Origin of the sequence: Segatella copri (assembly GCF_009495355.1) — a bacterium.
In the GTDB taxonomy this organism is placed as follows: domain Bacteria; phylum Bacteroidota; class Bacteroidia; order Bacteroidales; family Bacteroidaceae; genus Prevotella.
The window spans coordinates 1-23,028 of record NZ_VZAD01000041.1; the positions used below are offsets into that span (position 1 = coordinate 1).

Sequence of the window (23,028 nt, forward strand, 5' to 3'; positions counted from 1 at the left end):
TAATTAACGTTAAAAAATACGCTCAAAGCTTGCTCAATTAGAGTAAAACAGGGCGACAAGTTTGCGAACATAATAACCCAGGGCGTTGCCCTGGGCTAAGAGCTTCTGCCCTTTCAGGGCGTGCTGTGTAGTTACATGCATGGATAATTCTTTTTGTTAAAGACGGTTAAAAAAGGTGCTTTTTTCTCATCTGCGATTAAACCTTTTGTGTTTTGCAGGGTCTTATTACTGATTAGAATTCATAAACTGAACTTTTATTATATCGTGTGAGAAAAGTTCAATAGGATTTATTAGTTAGTATTTAGGTAGTAAGAGCATTCTCTTTGTGAAAAGGGGATGCTTTTTTTGTGTTCTTATATTTTTTTCTTAACTTTGCAGATAATTAGGTCTTCATTCTGTGGATTAGATTTATTAATGATGCAGATTTAGACCTTCACTCAAATGAATATCAAAACAAAACAACAATGAAGAAAACAATTTCCATGCTCGTGATAGCGGTTCTGGGTGCCGCCTGTCTCTCGTCATGCGGCGAGAAGAAAAAGAGCAATGTCATCATAGCCCCTAAGCCAGTTGCTCCAAAAACTAAGAAGACACAGGAGCTGAGCAGTTATGAGCAGTCGCGCGGCATCACCTGGCTCGGCAAGACTTATCGTGTAGTGATGAAACGAGAGTCTGATCACAGTCTGCCTTTGGTGGAGAGTGAGGATCATACCAAGTACTACGACAACAAGATTACGATCAAGGTGTTGCGGGAGGACGGAACAGAGTTCTTCAGCCGCACTTTCCAGAAAAGCGATTTTACGGGTTATCTTGATGCCGAAACCAAGAAGACGGGTGCCTTGTTGGGTATTGTTTTTGTTGAGGTGAAGGGCGACGTGCTGCATTTTGCAGGCAGTGTGGGTTCTCCCGATGTCACCAGTGATGAGTATGTACCTCTTGTAATCACTGTCAACCGGATGGGCGCTGTCAGTATAGCCAAGGACAGCCAGTTGGACACAGCAGGTGATGAAGACGAAAAAGCCTCGTCTGTTGAGGACGAGGCTGATGATGGGGTATGATGTATAAAATTTAGTGACTATTTATAAAGCATCACTTACTTCAATAGTTTTTTGAAGTCTTTTTCAAAGCATTGTGGGTGTTTACCGATGAAGAGGACGTTGAGCAGACAGTTGGCTGCCAATTCCTCATCGTTCAGGTCAGCACCCTTTCCTTTTCTTACTTCCTTGCCCAAGCAAGCATCCCAAGTGGTGTTGAAACAACTGTCGTCGGCTCCCACAATCATACTGTTGCTCGAGTTAGGATCCTCCATCAGTTCGTAGCGAATGGTCTTCTTGCTCATCACAGGCTGGATGCTGCACAGCATGTCGAATGCTTTCTGAAAGACGTCGCGATGCAGATTGGCGTTAGGGAACATCGTGCTGACAGTAGGAAAGAGTTCCTCAAAGTCGAACGACTGTAAGAGTTGATAAAGTTTCATCCTTGTTCTATGGTTATGTTTGCTTATTAGAACTTAGCCATCTTGATGGCGTCAATGGCGCACTCGTCGCCCTTGTTGCCCAGCTTGCCACCACTTCTGTCTTTGGCCTGTTGCAGGTCGTTGGTGGTCAGCAGACCATAGATGACCGGAATTTCCTGTGAGGCATTGAGGCGGGCAATGCCATAGGTAACGCCCTGACAGATGTAGTCGAAGTGAGGAGTCTCGCCACGGATGACGCTTCCTAAGACGATGACAGCATCGTAGCCCTGGTTAAGAACCATCTGTCGTGCTCCGTATATCAGCTCAAAGCTTCCAGGTACGGTTTTCACGTGAATGTTCTCAGGCAGGGTGCCATGCTTTTTCAGGGTGTCGACGGCACCTTTCAGCAAAGCGCCTGTTATCTCAGGGTTCCACTCAGCTACCACGATGCCAAAGCACATATTGCTGGCATCGGGTACCTTGGTGAAGTCGTATTCTGACAAATTATGAAGTGCTGTAGCCATAATTAGTTAGAAGCTCTTTCGATGTACTTGTCGATCTCTGCACTCTGAACGAGCATAGAGTTCACATACTTTTTCTTGATGTCCTGATAGATCTTCAGGGCCTCGTCCTTTTTGCCCTGGCTTTCCAACACCTCGCCGGCCTTGATAAGGAAGATAGGAGAGAGGCTGTTGTTGGCATCGTCCTCAGCCTTGCTGTCTGCCATGTCGGCAGCCTTCTTGAAAGCGTCAACAGCCTTGTCGAGCTGGTTGAGGTGAGCGTATGCGTCGCCGAGAGCAGCCTGTGAAGCAGGGCTGATCATCTGGTCGTCTTCTGTAGAGAAAGCGTCGAGGCTCTTCTGAGCTTCTGCCCATTTGCCGAGGTTGGCGTAGCAAAGACCTGCATAGAGGTTGGCCAGGTTACCAGCCTTGGTACCGCTATACTCGTCAGCCAACTTAGCGAAACCTACGAAGCCGGCACCGTCGCCATTGACAGCCTGCTCGAACATCTCGTTGTTGAAGTAGGTCTGACCCTTGCTGAGCGCTGTGCTTGCCTTTTCCTCACGAGGACCAGAAATCTGTGAAATGTAGAGGAATACACCTGCAATAACAACAATGATTGCTGCCACTGCGATAAGGATGGCTTTCTTGTATTTCATGAAGAAAGCCTCGCGGTTGTTGATGTTCTCTGTTGCTTCGAGAACCTGTTCTGTTTTGTTTGCCATTTTTATTTTTTGTTTTTTATTATTTTTTCCTTCTTGTTCTTAGTGTGCCTTGCTCAATGGCCACTACACTTTAGGTTGCAAAAATACGTAAATTTATCCACATATTGAAATTTATAGCCTACTTTTTTCGTTTTTTGCGCTTTTTCTGCTAACTTTGCAGTTCAATAGTGGCATAATACGTATGATTTTACAGAATATCTCGATAATTAATTACAAGAACATCAAGGCTGCCAATTTGGAATTGTCGCCCAAGATCAATTGTCTCATCGGTCATAACGGTGTGGGCAAGACCAATTTCCTGGATGCCATTTACTATCTTTCGTTTTGTCGCAGTGCCTACAATCCTATCGATTCGCAGGTTATTGCGCACGATGAGAACTTCATGGTGATAGAGGGCAACTATCTTGATGAGCGAGAGAATGTCGAGAATATTTTCTGCGGTATGAAGCGTGGAACGAAGAAGCACTTCAAGCGCAACAAGAAGGAGTACAAGCGACTGTCACAACATATCGGATTGATACCGCTCATCTTTGTCTCTCCTTCTGATACGGTACTCATTGAGGGTGGAAGCGAGGAGCGACGCCGCCTGATGGATGTGGTCATCTCGCAGTACGACCCTTCCTATATTGAGGCATTGGCCAACTACAACAAGGCTTTGCAACAGCGTAATGCTCTGCTCAAGATGGAGGAGGAACCTGATGTGACGCTGATGGAGATATGGGAACAGGAGATGGCTCGCAATGGTGAGCTGCTCTTTCAGAAGCGTGAGGCTTTCGTCAAGGAATTGATTCCTCTGTTTCAGCAGATCTATCGTCATATCTCTGGCGACCGTGAGGTGGTGAGCCTGCGTTATGTCTCTCATTGTCAGCGCGGTCCGCTCCTTGATGTCATACAGCGCGACCGCTTCAAGGATAGGGCTGTAGGCTATTCGCTTCATGGTGTGCATCGTGACGACCTGGAGATGCTGATAGGTGATTTCCAGATGAAGCGAGAGGGAAGTCAGGGACAGAACAAGACCTTTGTCTTGGCTCTCAAGTTAGCCCAGTTTGATTTCCTGCGACGCACGGTATCGAGTACCACGCCCCTCTTGCTGCTCGACGATATCTTCGACAAGTTGGATGCCCAAAGGGTAGAGGCGATTGTCGACTTGGTATCGGGAACCAATTTTGGACAGATATTCATCACCGATACCAACCGCGACCATCTCGACCGCATCCTGCACGAGAGTGACGGCAATTACAAGATATTCCATGTAGAAGGTGGAAACATAGACTTGCTTCACGAAGAATAGTAGAAAAACCTGCAAAGCAAAGAAATATGTTCAGACGAAAAGTACGTTCCTTATCAGAATTGTTGCCCGAGATATTGAGGCGCGAGGGACTGGAGACCCCGCTGCAGCAGAAGCGTCTTCTTGCTTCCTGGGATCAGGTGGTGGGTGAGCCTGTAGCCAAGTACACTGGCGACAAGTTTATCAAGAACCAGACGCTCTTTGTCAAGATACTCAGTCCGGCCTTGCGTGCCGACCTCTCGCTGAGTCGCAGTCTGTTGGTCAAGCGGCTTAACGAGGCAGCGAAGGCTTTTGTCATTTCTGATATCAAGTTCTATACGATAGCATCCATCTTGATATCGGTGGCTTCGGTGGGCACGGTCTCCGTCTTCTGAAAGTCGAAGCATATACCTATTTTATATAGATGGGGCATCTTGCAGAGCATACGGTCGTAGTAGCCTTTGCCTCTGCCCAAGCGATGCCCCGACTTATCGAAACTCATGCCCGGGATGATGCCTGCTTCTATCTTCCCGTATTCATCTTCCGGCAGCAGTCTGCCTACAGGTTCCATGATGTGGAAACTACCTTGTCTTAAGTCTTTCGAGCCTGTATATTCTCTTATCTCCATGTTTTCTCCGTCTACGACAACGGGCAGGAATACCTGTTTTCCCTGATTGACCAGTTCGTCGATAAACTGATGGGTGTTCACCTCATCGGGAAGCGAGTAGTATAGTAGTATGCTGCGGACTTGCTGCAGCCGGATGTTTCTGCGCAGCCGGTCTAAAACAAGAAGCGACAGCTCTTCGAGCTGTTGCCCGGAGAACTGTCGCTTTCTCTCTCTGATGATATTTCTGAGTTCTTTCTTATTCATTTTTCTGCCTTCTTATGCCAAGCGGGATGGGCTTCTGTGCAACGAACGGTAGTTGTAGGGCACATTTGCCATAGCTACCTTCTGCTTCTTTTTGTAAACTGGCTTGGTGGCAGGAACGGGCTTCTTGGGGAAAGCCTCGTTCTTTTGAAACACCTCCATCGTTTTGTAGATAACAGGATCGTCCTGGTTGATGTATTGGTTCCAAGCCTGGTCGTTGAGCATGTTGTAGATCACGCGGCTGTTGATGTAGCGTTCCAACAGTTTGTGCGACTTGCGGATGAGCAGGTTGCGGCGCTGCAGACCGTGCTTGTCGGCATAGGTGGCAAACTTGTCTACCATGTTCTGCTTGTCCAGATAGTCGGCCAGCTCCATCATCTCCTTGAAGTTGTTCAGCTTAGGACGGTTGTCGTCGGTATAGGAGAAGGCGAACTGCAGGATGAGTCCGCTCATGCTTGCCTGCTTGAAGTAGGATGTCATTCCCAAAGTATCCTCGGGTACGAAGATGTCGGGAGTGATGCCGCCTCCGCCATATACGGTACGTCCCAATCCCGTGTGATAGGCCGGACCCGTATGCTTGATGCTGTCTTGCGAGAAGAACTCGCCATGCTCATAGCGGTTGAGCAGGTCTTGCTCATAGTCCTTGTCGTCACCCAGGGTGTAAGGTTTCTGTATGCATCGACCCGATGGGGTGTAGTAGCGTGCAATGGTGAGTCTTATCATGCTGTGGTCGGGGAATTCTATCTGTTGCTGTACCAGTCCCTTTCCGAAAGAACGTCGGCCTATGATGGTGGCACGGTCATTGTCCTGCATGGCTCCTGCAAAGATTTCGGCAGCCGATGCTGAGCCTTCGTTGATAAGTACGACGAGCGGTATGTGCTGATAGGATCCCTTGCCATCGCTGCGGAAATCCTGTCGTGGCGACTTGCGTCCCTGTGTGTAGACGATGAGTTTCTTGTCGGGCAGGAACTCGTTGGCCATGTTGATGGCTGCTGTCAGGTATCCGCCACTGTTGTCGCGAAGGTCGATACACAGGTTCTTGAATCCCTCTTGCGAGAGCTTTGCCAGGGCGATGAGCATCTCTGGATAGGTATTCTCGCCGAAGTTCTTGATGCGTATGTATCCGGTCTTGTCGTCGAGCATATAGGTTGCCGTGATGCTCTTGGTAGGTATCTCGCCTCGGGTCACGGTGAAGGTCTGTACCTTCTTGCTGCCGTAGCGCACCACACCAATCTTTACCTTGGTGTCTTTCTGTCCCTTGAGTCTGTGCATGGCTTCCTCGTTGGTGACGATCTTGCCTACGAAAGGCTTGCCGTCTACCGCCACAATCTTGTCGCCAGCCAACAGGCCGGCCTTCTCGGCAGGTCCGTTCTGTATCACATTCTGCACGTGTATGGTGTCATCTCTGATTACAAACTCGATGCCCACACCGCAGAATGATCCTTTCAGGTCGTCGGTGGCAGCAGCCACATCCTTGGCACTGATGTAAACGGAGTGTGGGTCCAGCTCAGAGAGGATGAGCGGTATCGCCTTGTCTACCAAAGAGTCGATATTCACCGCATCCACATACTGGTCGTCGATGATGTGCAGCAGGTTGTTGAGCCTGTTGCTACCGCTGTTGATGATATTGAGCCTGTTTCCTGAGAAATGGTTCGAGAAGAACGAGCCGATCATAATACCTATCACCACGCATACAGCCATGATGATGGGCATGAAACGGTTGGTCTTTTTCTTATTGATGTTCATATATTTATTGTCTTATGTTCTTGGTTCGGCTTCTTCCTGCGAAGCGTCGTCGGGGTTGAGATATACTACCTTGATGCCAGCTCGCTCCATGAGTTCGATGCCGTCATTGAGTCGGTATTTCTCGGCATATACCACGCGCTTGATTCCCGCCTGGATGATGAGTTTGGCACACTCGATACATGGCGAAGCCGTGACATAGAGTGTACTTCCGTCGCTGTTGTTGCTGCTTCGTGCCAGCTTGGTGATGGCATTGGCCTCGGCATGCAGCACGTAGGGCTTGGTCACGCCGTCTTCCTCGCATACGTTCTCAAACCCACTGGGTGTGCCGTTGTAGCCATCGCTGATAATCATCTTGTCCTTGACTACGAGTGCACCCACCTGTCGGCGTTTGCAGTAACTGTTTTCTGCCCAGATGCGTGCCATGCGCAAGTAGCGCAGGTCGAGTTTCTCTTGTTTGGAAAGTTGCTCTTCCATGTTTCTGTTGTTATGATTCTATATTTTTCTTTATCTCGTTGCGCTCCAGCAGGGCATCGATGGTAGGCTCTTGTCCGCGGAATCGCTTGTAGAGTGTCATCGGATGCTCGGTACCACCCTTTGAGAGGATGTTGTCTCTGAAGCTCTGTGCTGTCTGCTGGTCGAAGATACCGTTCTTCTTGAACACGCTGAAGGCATCGGCGTCGAGCACCTCTGCCCATTTGTAGCTGTAGTAACCGGCAGCATAGCCTCCTGCCATGATGTGCGAGAACTGTACGGTCATACAGGTATTGGGCAACTGTGGTGTGACCATGGCCTTTGCCCAGGCTTTCTTCTCGAATGGGATGATGTCGTCGTCGAAAGCTTCCTTCTTGGTGTAGTAAGCCATGTCGAGCAGTCCGAAGCTCACCTGTCGCAGACATCCGTAGGCAGCCATGAAGTTGCGGCTCTTCACGATGCGCTCTATCAGGTCGTCGGGCAGAGGCTCGCCTGTCTGATAGTGGAAGGCAAAGGTGCGGAGGAAGTCTTTTTCCACCGCATAGTTCTCCATGAACTGTGATGGCAGTTCCACAAAGTCCCACCATACATTGGTTCCCGACAGACTTTCGAATCTTGTGTTGGCAAACATACCGTGCAGGCTGTGCCCGAACTCATGCAGGAAGGTCTCTACCTCGCCAAGGGTCAGCAGGGCTGGCTTCTCGGCTGTAGGTTTGGTGAAGTTCATCACCACGCTGACATGTGGACGTATGTTCTGCCCTTTATGGTCTATCCACTGTCCCTGGAATTCTGTCATCCATGCACCTCCCTGTTTGCCCTTGCGTGGGAAGAAATCGGCATAGAACACAGCCAGATAGCTGCCGTCCTTGTCGAATACCTCGTATGCTTTCACGTCGGGATGGTATACGGGTATCTCCTTGTTCTCCTTGAAGGTGATACCATAGAGTTTTCCTGCCAGACCGAACACGCCGTCAATCACCTTGTCGAGTTGCAGGTAGGGGCGCAGCATCTCGGCGTCGAGGTTGTATTTCTCCATCTGCAGCTTGTGCGAGTAGAAGCTCATGTCCCAGGGTTCCATCACGAAGTCATCTCCTTCAATGCGTTTTGCTAAGGCTGTTATCTCGGCAACCTCCTTCTCGGCGGTAGGCTTGTAGGCGTCTATCAGGTCGTTCAGCAGTTTGTACACATTGTCGATATTGCTTGCCATGCGGTGCTTGAGCACGTAGTCGGCATAGGTGTCGAAGCCCAGCAGCTGTGCCAGCTCGCGTCTCAGGTTGATGAGTCGCTTGCATATCTCGAGGTTGTTGGCATCGTTGTCGTGTATGCACTCGGTATTGCGGGCCATGTACATCTGCTTGCGGAGCTCGCGCTGTGTAGAGTAAGTCATGAAGGGAGAGAAGACAGGGAAGTCGAGGGTGAAGATCCATCCTTCCTTCTCCTGATCCTTGGCATTCTGCTCGGCTGCAGCAATGGCAGTCTCGGGCAGTCCGTCGAGTTGAGCCTTGTCGGTGATATGCAGCTGGAAGGCTTTGTTTTCCTTGAGCAGGTTCTGCGAGAACTGCAGGGTGAGCATGCTTGCCTCCTCGGTGAGCTGGCGCAACTTCTCCTTGCCTTCCTCATCGAGCAGGGCACCGCTGCGTACAAAACCATCATAGCTTGTATCGAGCAACATCTGTTCCTCGGCATTCAACTCGCGGTTGGGATGGTCGTGTACGAACTTGATGCGTTCGAAGAGTTTCTTGTTCAGGGTGATATCGTTGGCATGCTTGGTAAGGATGGGGCTCATCTTCTGTGCCAAGGCTTCCAGCTCGTCGCAGGTCTCTGCGCTCATCATGCATGAGAAAACATTGGAAACCCTGCTGAGCAAGTCGTAGTAGTGCTCGCCTTTCTCGGTATCCACGCGTGCCAGGGTGTTCTCGAAGGTAGGTTCTTCGGGATCGTTGACGATCTTGTCGGTGGCCTCATCGTCACGGCGTATACCTTCCATGAAGGCCTCTTCGTAATCTTCCAGCCTGATACGGTCGAAGGGTACGGTGTCGTGAGGGGTGTTGTAAGGTACGAAAAAGGGATTGATACGATTCTCTGTCTTATTTTCTTGAAGCATACTAACTTAGTGTTTTATTTTTGTGCAAAGTTAGTAAAAAAAGGTGTTATAATCTTCTTGTATCATATTATTTAACATACTTTTATCTCAACCCTTGCTGTTGGTAAGTTTTTCGAGTGCCTGGATGTGGATGCGCTCTCTGAAAAGTTGGATAAGTCCTTGGCTTTGCAAACGGTTGAGGGCTCTGGAGACATTCAGTCTGCTGTCGTTCACCTCTTCGGCTATGCGCCTCATCTTGATGTGGATTGTCTTCTCGCCTGTAGGGCTGACACAGTTTGCCTCGAAGAAGCGTGTGATGCGTTCCTCTAAACTCTTGGGTGGCGTCTGCAGGGTACGGAGGCTGTGCTTCTGACTCTGTGTGGATATCAGGTTGAGCAGGTTGATGCGGAATATGTCGAAGAGGGTTGCCAGCTTCATGACGTCTTGCTTGGCAATACATAGCAGGCTGCAGTCGTGCAGGGCTGTATAGGTATGAGTGAAGTATGGGTACAGACCGAAGATGCGTTCCGACTGGAAGGTCTCGGGTGCCTGTATCTTCTCGTCGATGCTGTAGCTGTGGTCGGCAGACTCGGTCTTTACCATCACCTCGCCGTCGAGCAGGAAGTACAGGTGTGTGCATAGTTCGCCTTCAGCTACAATCGTCTCTCCCTTACTTGCTTTTCTGAAGTCAAAGCGTGTCTGCCCTGCAGCTTGCTGCAAGTCGTTGCGGCTCATTCCCAAGAAGAGGGGCAGAGCCAACAGGCTGTTGTATATGCGGTTTTCGGGCATAGCGCTTTTTTGGTTGATTTCAAGGAGTTAAAGGAGTTAAGGAGTTATCGCTCCCTTCGGTCGCTGAGGAGTTAAGACAATAGTCTTGAGGAAATGTTCGATCTTCGATGTTCAATGCTCGATGTTCAATGTTTAATGTTGAGTCCACAAAGGCTGTTGTCTTAACTCCTTTAACTCCTTTAACTCCTTAACTTCTTAACTCCTCAAAAAAACTCCTTAAGAATCTCCTAATATCTTCTCCTTGAGTGATGGCGAGTACCATACCTCGGTCTTGCCATCATCATTGGTATAGATGAGGTAAGCCATGAGTTCTGAATGCTGTCTCAGTATCTCTTTGGCTTTTTCGAGCCCCATCACCATGAAAGAGGTGGCGTAGGCGTCTGCCGTGGCACAGTTTTTTGCCAAGACTGTGGCAGACAGCAGACTGTGCTGAACGGGGTAGCCAGTCTTGGGGTCGATGGTATGGGCATACTTCTTGCCGTTCTTATAGTAGAAGTTGCGATAGTTGCCGCTGGTTGCCATGGCTATATCCGTGACATTGAGCACCGTCTGCAGTTCCTGGTTGGTGTTCAGCGAGTCTTCGGTAGGTTTGTTCACGCCGATGCGCCAAGGTTGCTGTTTCTGATTGATACCCTTGGTGACTATCTCGCCTCCTATCTCTATCATATAGTCGTTGATGCCTTTCTTGCTCAACAGTCGTGCCACTACGTCACAACCGTATCCCTTGGCTATGGCAGAGCAGTCGAGCATGATGCGCGGATCCTGTTTCTGTATGTGATTGTCGGAGGTGAGCTTCACCTTCTGGTAGCCTACTATCTTTCTCAGGTCGTCGATGACCTTCTTGTTGGGTTCCACACCTTTCTTGAAACCGAATCCCCATTCGTTGACCAGTGGGGCAACGGTAATGTCGAAGGCTCCGTGGGTCTCGTTGGAGATGTCCTCTGCCAAGAGGAAAACCTCTGTAAACATCGAGTTGACTACCGGGTTCTCGTTGCGGTTCACCTTCGAGATAATGGAAGTCTTGTTGAATGGCGAGAGCGACTCGTCCACCTTCTTCAGCTCAGCCTCTATCTCTTTCTTCAGATTGGTGTCGCTATGATAAGTGATGTGGTAGACGGTTCCGAAGATGAAACCCTCGTCGTGCTGATAGTTGATGTTTTCCTGTCCCTGCTTCAGGATGATGACCGTGCCGATGACGAGGAGTAGCAGGAAGGGAATTTGCCAGATGAGCTTTTTCTTGTTCATATTGATGGGATAGGGGTGATGGTTGATGTAAATGTGGGGTGAGAGTGATGTGGCTTTCTTGCCGCAGCGGGCTTACAGCTCGAAACTTACGTTGAAAGTTCCTCCAAAGCGTGAGCCTCCCTGCTTGCCAAAGCCGGGCACATACCAGGTGTTGCCATAGTCGCCGTCGTCATGGAAGAGCCTGCGCTTGTATCTCAGGCTCCATCCCATTCTTACAGGGCCCCATATCTTGGCATCCACACCGAAGACAAACTCAGCCCAGTGGTAGTTGCACTTCACACCGTTGACCTCGTAGGGAGTCGTACCGCCCCATATAGGGTCCTGGATATCCGGACCTTTGAGGTCGTATTTGAAATAGGTAAGGGCGTATCTCACACCGCCATACAGGCGATAGATGTCGTGCTTGTTGCGCAACAGGTTGAAGTCGCAGCCTATTCGTCCGTAGGGTGCCGTTGTCTTGTAGTTGATCTGGGTGCTTTCGTCTGTGCCGTCAGCTTTTCCTATACCTATTTCTACTACAGGGAAATACTTGTCCTTGAGGTTGACACGCAGTGCCGCCTCATACTGACCATAGTCGCTTACCATGAGTTGAATGGGGCCAACCAGGTCTGCGCTTACCGCCACGTTTCTCAACAGTGGGATGGTGTCCTTGTTGGTGGCGGCTATCTTCTTGCCTGATGATCCCTGGGCATGTGTCGCCTGTGTGGGCATCAGCAGCATCAGTGCGCTAATCGCGATGACCAAAGTAAATATAGAAGTGTGGCTTCGTTTCATCATAAGTTACTTCTTTACAGTTGATGACGATGGAGTCTATGCTGTTGTGCGTAGTCTTCACGCCGGTGATGGTATGAAAAAAGGATGGCTTGCAGTCTACCGACTCAAAGTGTGGTGTGTTGGTCTTCTGCACCGTTACGGTGTCGCGCAGCAGTCGGTTGTCTGCGTTGCGAGTCTCAAAGAAGAGGCTGTCTTCCAACAGCGAGTAGCTCATGGGCAGTATGAAACTGTCCACATTCACGTCCTTGTTGATCAGCACACTGTCGGTTCCCTCGATACGGTTGGTCGAGATGGTGAGTGTGTCGGTCAGGGTTGTTATGTTGCCTGCCAGCCTGTACTTGGTGTACACGGTGTTGTTGAGCGGACAGTCGAGCGTACTGCAAGCTGCCATCAGCCCAAGGGCCATCATGAGTATGGGGATTATTTTCCGCATCTTATCTCTTTTTCTATTTGATAGTCGTTACGATTGGGGTTCTGTCGGCTCAACAGGTCGCCTAAGAATCCTGCCAGGAACAGCTGGCTGCCTAAGAGCATGGCTGTCAGGGCGATAAAGAAGTAGGGCGAGTCGGTGATGAGGTGTCCATACACGCCATGATAGAGGTCGATGCTCTTGTCGATGCCGAGGCATACCAGTGACAGGAAACCGATGAAGAACACCACGCTGCCCAAGAATCCGAACACGTGCATAGGTTTCTTGCCGAAGTTGCTTAGGAACCAGAGGGTCATCAGATCCAGATAGCCGTTGACAAAACGGTTCCAGCCCATGAACTTCGACTTGCCGAACTTGCGGGCCTGATGATGCACAGGCTTTTCGCCTATCTTGTCGAAACCGGCATTCTTTGCCAGATAGGGGATGTAGCGGTGCATCTCGCCATACACCTCGATGTTCTTCACCACGTCGCGGCGGTAAGCCTTCAGTCCGCAGTTGAAGTCGTGCAGGTTGTGTATGCCGCTCACCTTGCGTGCTGTGGCATTGAAGAGCTTGGTAGGAATGGTCTTTGACAGAGGGTCGCCCTCCTTGCGGTTCTGTTTGTAGCCCGATACCAGGTCGTAGCCTTCCTGGGTAATCATGCGGTAGAGCTCAGGTATCTCGTCGGGAGAGTCCTGCAGGTCGGCATCCATGGTGATGACCACATCTCCCTGTGCCTCTTTGAATCCACAGTACAGGGCAGGGCTCTTGCCGTAATTGCGACGGAACTTGATGCCTTTCACCTGGTCGGCCTCCTCTGCCAAGTGTTCTATTACTTGCCATGAGTGGTCTGTAGAGCCGTCGTTGACAAAGATGACTTCGTAGCTGAAGTGGTTGGCTTCCATCACTCGCTTGATCCAGGCAAAGAGCTCGGGCAGCGATTCTTCCTCGTTGTATAGGGGTACGATAACGGATATGTCCATTTGTTTGGTGTGTTATTGTTGGTTATTGATGTTCTTGATACTTACGCGTTGTGCCATGATGGCTGCGATGACAGGGCTGAGTACCACACCCACGATGAGGTCGGTAATCATAAACATGGAAGCCCATGCCAGTGGCTTCATCGAGAGGATGGTGTCGATGGTGGCCTTTGCCTCTGCCTCCGACAGATGGTACACTTCCTGCATCACGGGCTGGTAGGTGCTCTCCAATAAGGCCATGAAAGGACCCATGTCCATGAACGAGAACCACAAGTACTGTACCACGGTGAGCAGCAGGGTGGCATTGAAGAATGTCTGCATACAGTAGAAGGTGCCGCGGCGGAAAGAGATAGTGCCCTCCAAGGCATAGTCGCGGAAACTCTTCAGGCGTTTGCCTACTACAAAGGGAGTGCTGATCAACAGCAGGTTGCCTATCAGTCCCAAGAACGACTGGTCGGGCTTTACTGCCAGCATGGTGAATGCGAAACTAACTATCCATACAAGTCCTAAGATGGCTCCGTCCTGGCGGGCGAAAGCCCTTGTCTGAACTAAATTCTGTACATTAATCATTGTCTTATTTATGTATTATCGTGCAAAGGTAAGCAATTTTTAGCATATAGTGTTCAATGCTGCGATAATTTTATATATTTTTGGAGAAACAGACCTGTAGGAAACAAAAAAAAGAGAACTTCATCTACAGAAGTTCTCTTTTTTTTGAGCCTCTTGTCGGATTCGAACCAACGACCCCGAGATTACAAATCACGTGCTCTGGCCAACTGAGCTAAAGAGGCGGGTGGACAAGCGATTCATATCGCACCGCTACAACCAAGTACCCTTGCTATGTTCCCATCCTGGGGGATTCCGAGGGAGCTGGTCGTATGAGACTTGTCCGTCTCTGCGTTTAAGCGGGTGCAAAAGTACTGCTTTCCTTTGAACCTGCCAAATATTTCCCGAGAAATGTTTCTTTTATTAACTTCTGTTAAGGAAAAGGTCTGCTAAAAGTCCACAACCGTGATTCCTGCTCCGCCAAACTGCACATGCTCATCGGCAAAGTGGGTGACATTGGGCACACTGCTCAGATACTGACGGATGAGCTGTCGCAGGATTCCGTTGCCTTTGCCGTGGAGGATGCGCACACGGGGCATTCCCACAAGGATGGCATCGTCGATGAAATACTGCACGGCATTGAGCGCCTCATCGCCACGCATACCTCTGATGTCGAGGTCTTGGTGGAAATTGGTCTTGTGCTTGTCTATCGTGTTGCGTGTCTCGGTACTGATGCCATACGAGCCTAAGTTCTCCTTGCGTTGTTCTGTCTTGTCGGTCTCGGTGGTGGCGACAGCATGTTCCAGACGGTTGAGGCGCATCTTGGTACGCATACCTCCAAAGACAGCAGTAGCCATATCGCCCGCTATGCTCTCTATGGTTCCTATGGTGGAGAGTCCCTTGATGCGCACGGTGTCGCCTACTGATAGAGGACGGTTTTCCTGCTGCGTCTTGTTGACAGCACTGCGCAGTGCCGCCGCAGCCTTCTCTTGGTTCTGAGTTTTTTCGGCCTTTCGCTTGGCATGTCGTTCCTTGCGTTGCTGTATCTGTGCTATCTTGCGGGCTATCTTGTCGTCGTTCTCCTTGGTGTCGATGTCCTGCATCTCTTCCTTGAAGGCGTCCAGCTCCTGACGTATGCGCTTGGTCTCCTCCTTCTCAGCCTGCTTCTCGCGTATCTCGCGTATGGCGTTCTCTATCTTTTTGTTGCTCTCCTTCAGCAGTTCCTCTGCCTGTTGTTTGGCTTTGGCGAGTATCTGTTTGCGGCTCCGCTCTATATCCTCGATGTCGCTCTCGTATCGCGAGATAGTCTTTTCCATATCCTTCTCGCGCTGGTGTATGCTCTGTCGCTTGTTCTCCCAGTAGCGCTTATCGCGAACGATGTCCTGCAGATACTTGTCGCTCTGTATGTATTCGGAGCCTACGATGTCGCTGGCCTCCTTGATAACCTCCTCGGGGAGTCCTATCTTGCGAGCTATCTCGATGGCGAAGGAAGAACCGGGTCTGCCTATAGCCAACTGGAAGAGGGCTTTCATCTCGTGGCGGTCGTAGAGCATGGCACCGTTGGCTACACCCTCATGACTGTCGGCAAAATGCTTCAGGTTCTGATAGTGTGTGGTGATGACTCCATAGGCGCCTTGCTGGCAGAAGCGGTCGAGCACAGCCTCGGCGATAGCTCCGCCGATGCCAGGCTCGGTGCCTGTACCAAACTCATCGATGAGGATAATGGTGTCGCCATTGGCAGCCTTCATCATATTCTTCATGTTGAGCAGATGCGAGGAGTAGGTACTCAGGTCGTTCTCCAGACTCTGTTCATCGCCTATGTCGATCATGATGTTTTGGAACACGCCCGTCTTCGAACGCTCGCTTACGGGGATGCTCAGTCCACACTGCAGCATGTATTGCAGCAGTCCTACGGTCTTCAGACATACCGACTTTCCTCCGGCGTTAGGACCTGAGATGATGAGGATGCGCTTCTCTTGTGTCAGCATGATGTCGAGTGGCACCACCTTCTCGCCTTTCTTCTCCAACGAGAGTCGGAGCAGGGGGTGAATGGCTCTGGTCCAGTCTACGTGTGGGTGGGCTTCCACCTCAGGCTCTATGGCTTGCTGGGTCTCTGCAAGCTTTGCCTTGGCCTGTATCAGGTCGATGATGGCAAGGAATCGGTAGCTGTCCAATATCTCGCGCAAGAAGGGTCGCACCTTGTTGGTGAAGTCGGTGAGGATGCGTATGATCTCCTTGCGTTCCTCGCCCTCAAGCTCTCTCACGCGGTTGTTGGCTTCCACCACCTCGGTAGGCTCTATGAATACCGTTCGTCCCGTGGCACTCTCGTCGTGCACGATACCCTTGATCTTACGTTTCAGGGTAGGGATGACAGGGATGACGAGTCGTCCGTCGCGCAGGGTAGGGGTGACATCTTTCTCTACCACTCCCTCGCTCTGTGCTGCTCGCAGTATGCCGTACAGTGTGCGAGAGATGCTGCCCTCGGTCTTTGCTAACTCTCGGCGTATCTGCAGCAACTCGGGGGTAGCGTTGTCGCGTATCTTGCCAAACTTGTCGAGTATCTGGTCGATGCGTTGTACCAGTTGTGGGAAAGACATGACGTCAGCCGACAGGCGATGCAGTGCAGGGTAGGGATATTTCTTCTCTCTGCGCCAACCGTCTTCTTGTTCGGCCTCGTCGTCATCGCTGTGGTTGAGTATCTTTACGATACCGTCGATGGTGCTCAGTGAGCGGCGAAGGTCGAAGAGCTCGTCTTCCTCCAGGTGGGTGTTCTCCACGCGGATGCGTACAATCGACTCTCTTACATCGTAGAAGTATTGCAGGGGGAAGTCTTCCACTTCCTCCATGAGTCTGCGAAACTCTCGGGTCTGCAAAAGCCATTCGTTCACCTCGTCGGCATCAGAGCTGAAGTGCATCTTCTCCACCTGTTCCTTGCCCAGGGTGGAGAGGCATCGCTCACGCAACAGGTTTCGAATCTCGTTGAATCCTATCTTTTGTTCAAAATTATCTGGATATGTCATGTTGTTCTTATTTTCAGGCGGCAAAGTTACGAATTTTTTGAATGTTACCCAAATTTCAACTGCAAAAAACAAGGGAGCGAACCCTATATAGGTTGCTCCCTCGTTGTTCTTGTTTCTATTATTGGTAGTTCTTAATCCCAGGAATCCCAGGAGTCAAAGTCGTTAAAGTGCTCCTTGGAGTTCAATAGATCCTTTCCGCCTGTTAGATTGTCTTTGTCAGTGGTAACACCTTCGCCACCTCCACCTGTATTATCTGTATTTACAGTCTTTGAAAAGGTTTGCAGCAAACTTTCTGTCTGTAACGGAATGTAAAATATCTGTGGCTGTATATATACTTTTTTATTCATTGCTTCAAATGTTTTTATTTGATATACTTCTTACCATTAATAATATAGATGCCACTTGGCAGCGACAGGAAGCTGTTGGCATCTTCGCTAACCAACTGTCCGTTGATGTTGTAAACCTTTCCATTGGCTGGCATCAGCTGTCCGTCAGCATCAATGATCAAATCTTCGATACCTGTAGTTTCACCATTGTTGCCATCTACGTTGCTGCTGCTTACCACCTGTAGCATCATAGGTTTGGCATCAGCTTGGGTGGGAAGACGCTTCAGATAACCACGGAAGCCATTCAGTGTACCTCTCTCGCCGACGAAGTTCTTGAATGTACCATCCTGATTACTGATGAAGCCATCGCCTGCCTTTACGATCATATCGTTGCTATAGCTTGAAGCCCATGCATAGCCATTGCCAGAACACCAATCGTCAGGTTTACCATTTTCGTTTTTGGTTGCCTCGATAGTTACGTAAGGATAGTCAGTTAAAGCAGCGGTGCTGATGCTCTTTACATCCTTGCTTGGCTTGATAAGGAATGGCTTACCTGCCACGATGGTATTGTAAGCATGACGCACAAAGTAAACCTTATTGCCTTCTACACGGTCGAAGTAGAGGATCTGGGTACCATTCTCATTGCCAATGCTGTATGTATTACCAAAGATGGCATCTACCTGATGCTTGTTGAGACTGAAAGGAAGAACACAAGTTGTCCAAACATCCTTCTTCATGCTGCGGTTGACAGTTACCTTTGCCATATCTGTTGTCTTGATATTATTGGTCTGGTCGTCGTTGAAAGTAACCTCCGTTGGTTTTGTTTCACCCTCATCGAATGAGAAGCCATAGAAGCCAATCTTCGAACCGAAGTTGTAGAGATAGTAGGTCTTACCAGCCTTTACATTAAAGGTATAGGTGACAGGTGAATCAGCCAATACGCACCATCCATGAGCACTCTTGTCATCTGGATGGTTTGCGATAGCCTTGTTGTTAGGCATGATATCGTCTGAAAGCGCACTTGGATAAACGTTGTTTTTGAAACCATCCTGTGTCATCACGAAGCTTTCAAGGCCATCAAAATGGCTGGCTACTTCTGCTTCCTTTGGGGCTTTGCCTCCGTTCAAGTCCCACTTGTATTGAGTCAAATCATATACTCCGCCAGTAGGCTTACCATTGGTAGATTCGATGTGGGCAGTCGAAGTTACGAAGTTGCCAGCTTCATCCATTATGAATACACGACGCTGAGGTCTGTACTGATATTCTTTAATTACAGTACCATCTTTCTTTTTTGTTGTCTTAGCATCGAATGCACCATTCTGGAAGATGTGTGCTGTTACCTTACCGTTGGTCTTAGGATTAAACACCAAGAATGAACCAGAGCAAGGAACATTGAACATCGGATCCTTAACCTCGGTTGTGTATGTTTTGAAGTCAGCACTTCCGATGGTAGTTGTCTCAGGCATGGCATTGGAGCCGTTCTCCTGACGAGCATTCTTACTATTGTTTCCTGATACATAGTAGTCGAATCCTGTCAACTTCCACTTGGCTTTAGATGATGTTGTATCCCACTGATAGCTGTTGGATAGCTTTTCAGGATCTTTCTTTTTCTGATCAAGAATCTTAGTGTCTGGTGTTCCGTCGTTAGGGAACATCCATCCTCCGAGTGTTACAGACAAGGTCTTGGCCTGGTTCCACATTGTGGCTTGGTTGCCATAGGACTCGCCATTTGACTTGACGCGATACAAGGCAGGGTCGTCAACATAGACTGTCACGAAGGCTGTAGTACTCTCCATCTTGTCACCCTTAATGGTGACACGAATCTTACCATCACCTTCACTTACTGCTTCAATGTTGCCATTGGCATCTACCTTACAGATACCCGGAGTAAAGGTTGTCCAAGAAACTTTATAGGTACTCGCGTCGATGACCTTGCCTGTATTATAATCTGTGATCGTAACATCAGGAGCATCTTCTCTTGTTCCTGTGTACATGTTGACACTGACAGGATTGAGTTTCACTACAGGACGGATATAGTTTGCATTTACATCAAGAGTGAATGTGATGCTGGAAGGAGCTGCATACACATCAGTATAGTCCAACGTAGGATCTTTTTCGTTCTTTTTAACGGTTGCGCTCACATTGACTGTGTAAGTTCCTGCATTCTTAGGATAGTAAGTCAGCACATTACCATTCACACTCTGAATGTTTGCAGGTGAAGTAGATGTTATTTTGTAAGTATAGTCGAAATAGCTACTAACATCTTCTCCATCATAAATCAGAGGCACAGTGAAGGTATTGAAATTGTTCTTATCACCAGACTTTACAGCCAACTTGATATTTGCACCACTAAAAACATTCAGGAACTTTGGTGTAATCAAGCCCTTGGTGACAGCATAGGTAAAGTCAACGCTTCCTTTCTTATACTTCTTGCTCAAACTTTCTGTTGGTGTTGCAGTCACAGTGATGGTAGAAACACCTTCGGTCCAATTGTATTTGTTTCCTGCTACAGTCAGTTTACCGTCAGGGAATGATACAGGACCACCATTAACCGAATATGACAAAGTATAGTCAGTACCCAACTTCAACAGCTGATCATTTTCGCCATAAACTTTCACAACTGGCTCTTTGATTTCAGCATCTGTGGTATTCATATCAATATCAGTTACTGAAATGTTCAGAGGAGTTGGATCTTGGATGAGAATCTGATAGTAAGCTTCGGTTCCCTCGTATTTTGTTGCATCCTTAGGAGTTACCTTTGCCGTAATAGTAACCAGTCCGGTCTTTCCTGCATTGAAGTTCACCTGAGTACCATTCAAGGTTGCAATCTCGTTTGCATCAGACTCATAGCTTACAGAGTAATCGCTTGCAGTAAGTTCTGTAGAACCTGCCTTAACGGTGAGGTTAGGAAGTGTAATGGACTGAGTACCTGTTACCACCTTGATATTATTGGTATCGAAGTTGGCAGAAAGACGCTGCTTTGTCGAAGCTGCAGGACGAACTACCTTCAGTTCGGTTACATTAGGAGTAGCTCCACCATAGCGACCGAAGAAGAGTGAGTCACAGTCTTCAGTAAGTGTATAGGTATAAGTCTGAAGTTCCTTACTATAATAAGGTGTACTAAAGACAGCTTTGCCATCTCTTGTAGTATGGATTTCCATACCAATACCTGTTGTTTTAGTACCAGTATAAAGGCCTGTGATAGTAATAATATCGCCTGCCTTAAAGCCTCCATTATCCTTGCCCTTGATAGACATATAGGTATATCTGCTGGCGTTATAGTTGCTACCGAAGTTAATACATGGCGTAGAAGTTCCATTAATATTCTTTGTTCCTTCTGTAATAGCGATGTTCTCCTTCTGGCTACCGATGGTTTTCCAGTTGTAGATGACCTCGTCTTCGGTTGGGGTAACTGGAGTTTGCTTCTTCTGTACATTGACTGTGAATTTAGCAGAAGTCTCTTTATACTTGTTTGCATCTGTAGGCTTGATGGTGGCAACGATGTTTGTTTCGCCTTCACCAACAAAGCTTACCTTACCGTTCTCTACCTTTGCTACTGCATTATTATCAGAAGCATAGGTTACGGTATAGTCGCTGCTTGCAGTCAAAGTGTTCTCGCCAGCCTTGACAGTCAGGGTAGGAAGTTCTTTTGCAGCATCGCCTACTGTTGCAGATATTGTTGCAGGAGAGAAGGATGCAGTAAGAGCTATCTGTGTGCTGGCACGGGTAATCTTGATGGCTTTAAATTTACCGTTCCAAAGATAAAACTCTTTAGCACCAATCAGATTGCTTCCTTCTGGAATCGTATAAGGATTACTATTAAGATCGATGTTCGTTGCTCTTGTAGCATCTTTTGTCAGATACAATGAAGTAGAACTTGTTGCTGTGATTACGTCGCCCTTAGCAAGTGGCTTTTCGAGGGTAATCTTCATATATGAAGCGTTACTGCCATTCAGTTTGATTCCATCTGTATTAGTAATCATATCAGCAGCAGAAGTCTTACCATTATAAAGCGTAGCTGTACCACCTTTAATTGTTATAAAGTCAGTTGTTAATTCTTTGCTCGTTGTAGATGCAATATTCAGCTTTTTACCTGCAACTACTGTTACAGACAAAATATCGGATGTTCCTACATTATCACCATTATCACTACCACCATTATCTGTATTGGCAGTAGTAACAGTTGTAGTACTTGTCTGGATAGTATTACCATCAGCACTTCTGCTATTAGTAGCAGATGTAGCTATGCAGTAATAACTTCCACTTTCTCTTGGAGTATAAGTAGCAGATGTGGCATCTGCGATTGCACTACCATCCTTATACCACTGATAAGTGACATCACCACTTCCATAAGCAGTTGCATCGAGGGGTTCTGCAGTAGTAGTGAAGTTATAGTTTGGAGCCAAGTCCTTGGCAAACAGAATCTGCTTGCTGTCCTGATTCTGGTAAGCACGCTCGTACTCAGTTGCAGCCATGATGAAGCCACCGAGAACCTTACCCTCGGTATAATAATAGTCAGTATTTTCACCGGTTACAGCCTTTGCGTCATCACCGTTAATGTAATAACTGCGTGAGCCATCACGTAATTTTTTATTGTTAGTTCCTAATCCAGCCGAACAACAACTTCCCAAAATTTGGATTTTGTTGTTGTCATCCTTGTCATACGCCATAAACTTATTTACTAAGGCAACGTATGCTTTCTTTGCCATAGTCTCATATTTGCTGCTTTCAAGTAAATTCAAGCGTAAGGCTTTCAAGTATGCAGCAGTGAAAAGTGCAGAACATGATGACTCTTCGTAGTTCCCCTCAAGTGCATTGTCTTTTTGGTCCAAGACTTGATACCATGTTCCATCTTCGTTTTGGTAAGATGCTATGCTTTCTGCAAGTTTTTCAAGATAGCCTTTCAGAACAGAATAATTAGTATTGCTTGGTGGCATAACCTCAAGGACATCGACTAAAGCAAGCATATACCAAGCATTGGCTCTACCCCAGAATGCTCCTGAATGAAAAGAAGTAGGAGTTGCATCTTTAGACCAATCTGTGATAGTAGGCGTTGCTGTCATTCCATGATATAAAAGACCAGTCTTGGAATCACGCAACTGTTCCCATGTGATAGAAAACTGTTTTGTCAATAGACTCCAATCATCGTTTGAAACATTATTGGTTGCGTTTTTATAATTTATCAATTGTGCAAGAAGGGCAGGTCCCATATACATTCCATCACACCATACTTGGTCTACATAATTGTTTTTGTGGAACCAACCACCCAACATTTTCTTTTGAACATCGTTGGCTGTAGCTTCTTTGACATTAGATTTAGTACCACCGATAACATAGTTCTCGTTATAATATTTTAAATCAGTGATAATAGCTTTTATAGCATTCTTTGCAGTAGTTTTTGCAGCATCCTCGCCCCATTTGCTATTATTGATAATATGAAATGCCATTTTTGCAGCATTCATATTGTCAAGGGTCATCTTGTCTTGATCTTGTGCGGAATAGTTATAGTCCGTAGCATAGGCCTGTGCGGATTTAAACCAAGGTTCTGCCCAATCGAAATCCACATAATAATCAGAAGTTTCAAGAGTGGCTTTGCCAACAAGACCAGCGACATAATCCAATTTCATGTTCGTTTTGTTGGCATACTCTTCTAATGACCCTGTTCTTGAATTCCATTTCTTAAAGCCATAAGTTTTTTGATTGCCACGGAAATCATAAAGTCTTGAATTAATCGCCCACTGCGAATAGCGGACAGCAGGATTAAATGTTACCCCAGTTCGGGATAAGAATAGTTCATAAAAAAGTTGGTAGTCTCACAAATAT

Annotated in this window: 19 protein-coding genes and 1 tRNA gene; 3 read left to right on the forward strand and 17 right to left on the reverse strand. The window is 47.9% G+C overall.

The features are described from left to right. Window positions 1-464: 464 nt before the first annotated feature. Window positions 465-1,058, forward strand: a complete 594-nt coding sequence (locus F7D20_RS04970) for a DUF4738 domain-containing protein (RefSeq protein WP_228114106.1) — start codon at window positions 465-467, stop codon at window positions 1,056-1,058. A gap of 35 nt (window positions 1,059-1,093) precedes the next feature. Here F7D20_RS04970 and F7D20_RS04975 read toward each other — a convergent pair whose 3' ends face one another. Genes F7D20_RS04975 through F7D20_RS04985 form a run of 3 tightly spaced genes read right to left on the reverse strand, consistent with a single transcriptional unit; the run spans window position 1,094 to window position 2,681 of the window. Continuing rightward, window positions 1,094-1,477 (reverse strand): hypothetical protein, encoded by a 384-nt coding sequence (locus F7D20_RS04975; protein WP_022251343.1) that lies wholly within the window; start codon window positions 1,475-1,477, stop codon window positions 1,094-1,096. A 26-nt stretch (window positions 1,478-1,503) separates the two neighbouring features. Next, entirely contained in the window at window positions 1,504-1,980 is a 477-nt protein-coding gene (gene ribH, locus F7D20_RS04980) for a 6,7-dimethyl-8-ribityllumazine synthase (protein ID WP_022251342.1), read from the reverse strand. 2 nt (window positions 1,981-1,982) lie between these two features. Beyond that, window positions 1,983-2,681, reverse strand: a complete 699-nt coding sequence (locus F7D20_RS04985; protein ID WP_158463098.1) for a tetratricopeptide repeat protein — start codon at window positions 2,679-2,681, stop codon at window positions 1,983-1,985. 181 nt (window positions 2,682-2,862) lie between these two features. Here F7D20_RS04985 and recF point away from each other — a divergent pair, with 181 nt between their 5' ends. Then, on the forward strand, window positions 2,863-3,972 hold the full coding sequence (gene recF / locus F7D20_RS04990) for a DNA replication/repair protein RecF (RefSeq protein ID WP_158463099.1): 1,110 nt from the start codon (window positions 2,863-2,865) through the stop codon (window positions 3,970-3,972). A gap of 26 nt (window positions 3,973-3,998) precedes the next feature. Continuing rightward, a complete protein-coding gene (locus tag F7D20_RS04995) occupies window positions 3,999-4,343 on the forward strand; it encodes a DUF721 domain-containing protein (protein ID WP_022251339.1) in 345 nt (114 codons plus the stop codon). Here F7D20_RS04995 and F7D20_RS05000 read toward each other — a convergent pair. The 14 genes from F7D20_RS05000 to F7D20_RS05065 form a co-directional block, all read right to left on the reverse strand. Continuing rightward, window positions 4,283-4,819, reverse strand: coding sequence for a 5-formyltetrahydrofolate cyclo-ligase (locus tag F7D20_RS05000; protein ID WP_158463100.1), 537 nt, complete (start codon window positions 4,817-4,819; stop codon window positions 4,283-4,285). The genes F7D20_RS04995 and F7D20_RS05000 overlap by 61 nt on opposite strands. A gap of 12 nt (window positions 4,820-4,831) precedes the next feature. Next, window positions 4,832-6,562, reverse strand: a complete 1,731-nt coding sequence (locus tag F7D20_RS05005; RefSeq protein WP_158463101.1) for a S41 family peptidase — start codon at window positions 6,560-6,562, stop codon at window positions 4,832-4,834. A 12-nt stretch (window positions 6,563-6,574) separates the two neighbouring features. Beyond that, the gene (locus F7D20_RS05010) at window positions 6,575-7,036 is read right to left on the reverse strand and encodes a deoxycytidylate deaminase (protein WP_022251336.1); all 462 of its coding nucleotides are present in this window, start codon (window positions 7,034-7,036) and stop codon (window positions 6,575-6,577) included. A 10-nt stretch (window positions 7,037-7,046) separates the two neighbouring features. Beyond that, complete coding sequence (locus tag F7D20_RS05015; protein WP_158463102.1) at window positions 7,047-9,137, reverse strand: M3 family metallopeptidase; 2,091 nt, start codon at window positions 9,135-9,137, stop codon at window positions 7,047-7,049. Between the two features lie 87 nt (window positions 9,138-9,224). Next, window positions 9,225-9,905 (reverse strand): Crp/Fnr family transcriptional regulator, encoded by a 681-nt coding sequence (locus F7D20_RS05020; protein WP_158463103.1) that lies wholly within the window; start codon window positions 9,903-9,905, stop codon window positions 9,225-9,227. 216 nt (window positions 9,906-10,121) lie between these two features. Continuing rightward, a complete protein-coding gene (locus F7D20_RS05025; protein ID WP_158463104.1) occupies window positions 10,122-11,150 on the reverse strand; it encodes an FAD:protein FMN transferase in 1,029 nt (342 codons plus the stop codon). 72 nt (window positions 11,151-11,222) lie between these two features. Next, complete coding sequence (locus F7D20_RS05030; protein WP_228114107.1) at window positions 11,223-11,927, reverse strand: DUF6048 family protein; 705 nt, start codon at window positions 11,925-11,927, stop codon at window positions 11,223-11,225. Further along, on the reverse strand, window positions 11,878-12,357 hold the full coding sequence (locus F7D20_RS05035) for a DUF6452 family protein (protein WP_194253496.1): 480 nt from the start codon (window positions 12,355-12,357) through the stop codon (window positions 11,878-11,880). Before F7D20_RS05035 ends, F7D20_RS05030 begins: the two co-directional genes overlap by 50 nt. Further along, window positions 12,345-13,316: a glycosyltransferase family 2 protein gene (locus F7D20_RS05040; protein WP_022251330.1), complete on the reverse strand. Its 972-nt coding sequence runs from the start codon at window positions 13,314-13,316 to the stop codon at window positions 12,345-12,347. Before F7D20_RS05040 ends, F7D20_RS05035 begins: the two co-directional genes overlap by 13 nt. 12 nt (window positions 13,317-13,328) lie before the next feature. Then, entirely contained in the window at window positions 13,329-13,883 is a 555-nt protein-coding gene (locus F7D20_RS05045) for a DUF4199 domain-containing protein (RefSeq protein WP_158463105.1), read from the reverse strand. A 147-nt stretch (window positions 13,884-14,030) separates the two neighbouring features. Beyond that, window positions 14,031-14,104, reverse strand: a tRNA-Thr gene (locus F7D20_RS05050). A gap of 204 nt (window positions 14,105-14,308) precedes the next feature. Continuing rightward, window positions 14,309-16,879, reverse strand: a complete 2,571-nt coding sequence (locus F7D20_RS05055) for an endonuclease MutS2 (RefSeq protein ID WP_158463106.1) — start codon at window positions 16,877-16,879, stop codon at window positions 14,309-14,311. A gap of 131 nt (window positions 16,880-17,010) precedes the next feature. After that, window positions 17,011-17,226, reverse strand: a complete 216-nt coding sequence (locus F7D20_RS05060) for a hypothetical protein (protein ID WP_158463107.1) — start codon at window positions 17,224-17,226, stop codon at window positions 17,011-17,013. A 14-nt stretch (window positions 17,227-17,240) separates the two neighbouring features. Further along, on the reverse strand, window positions 17,241-22,832 hold the full coding sequence (locus tag F7D20_RS05065) for a glycoside hydrolase family 88 protein (RefSeq protein ID WP_158463108.1): 5,592 nt from the start codon (window positions 22,830-22,832) through the stop codon (window positions 17,241-17,243). Window positions 22,833-23,028: the final 196 nt, after the last annotated feature.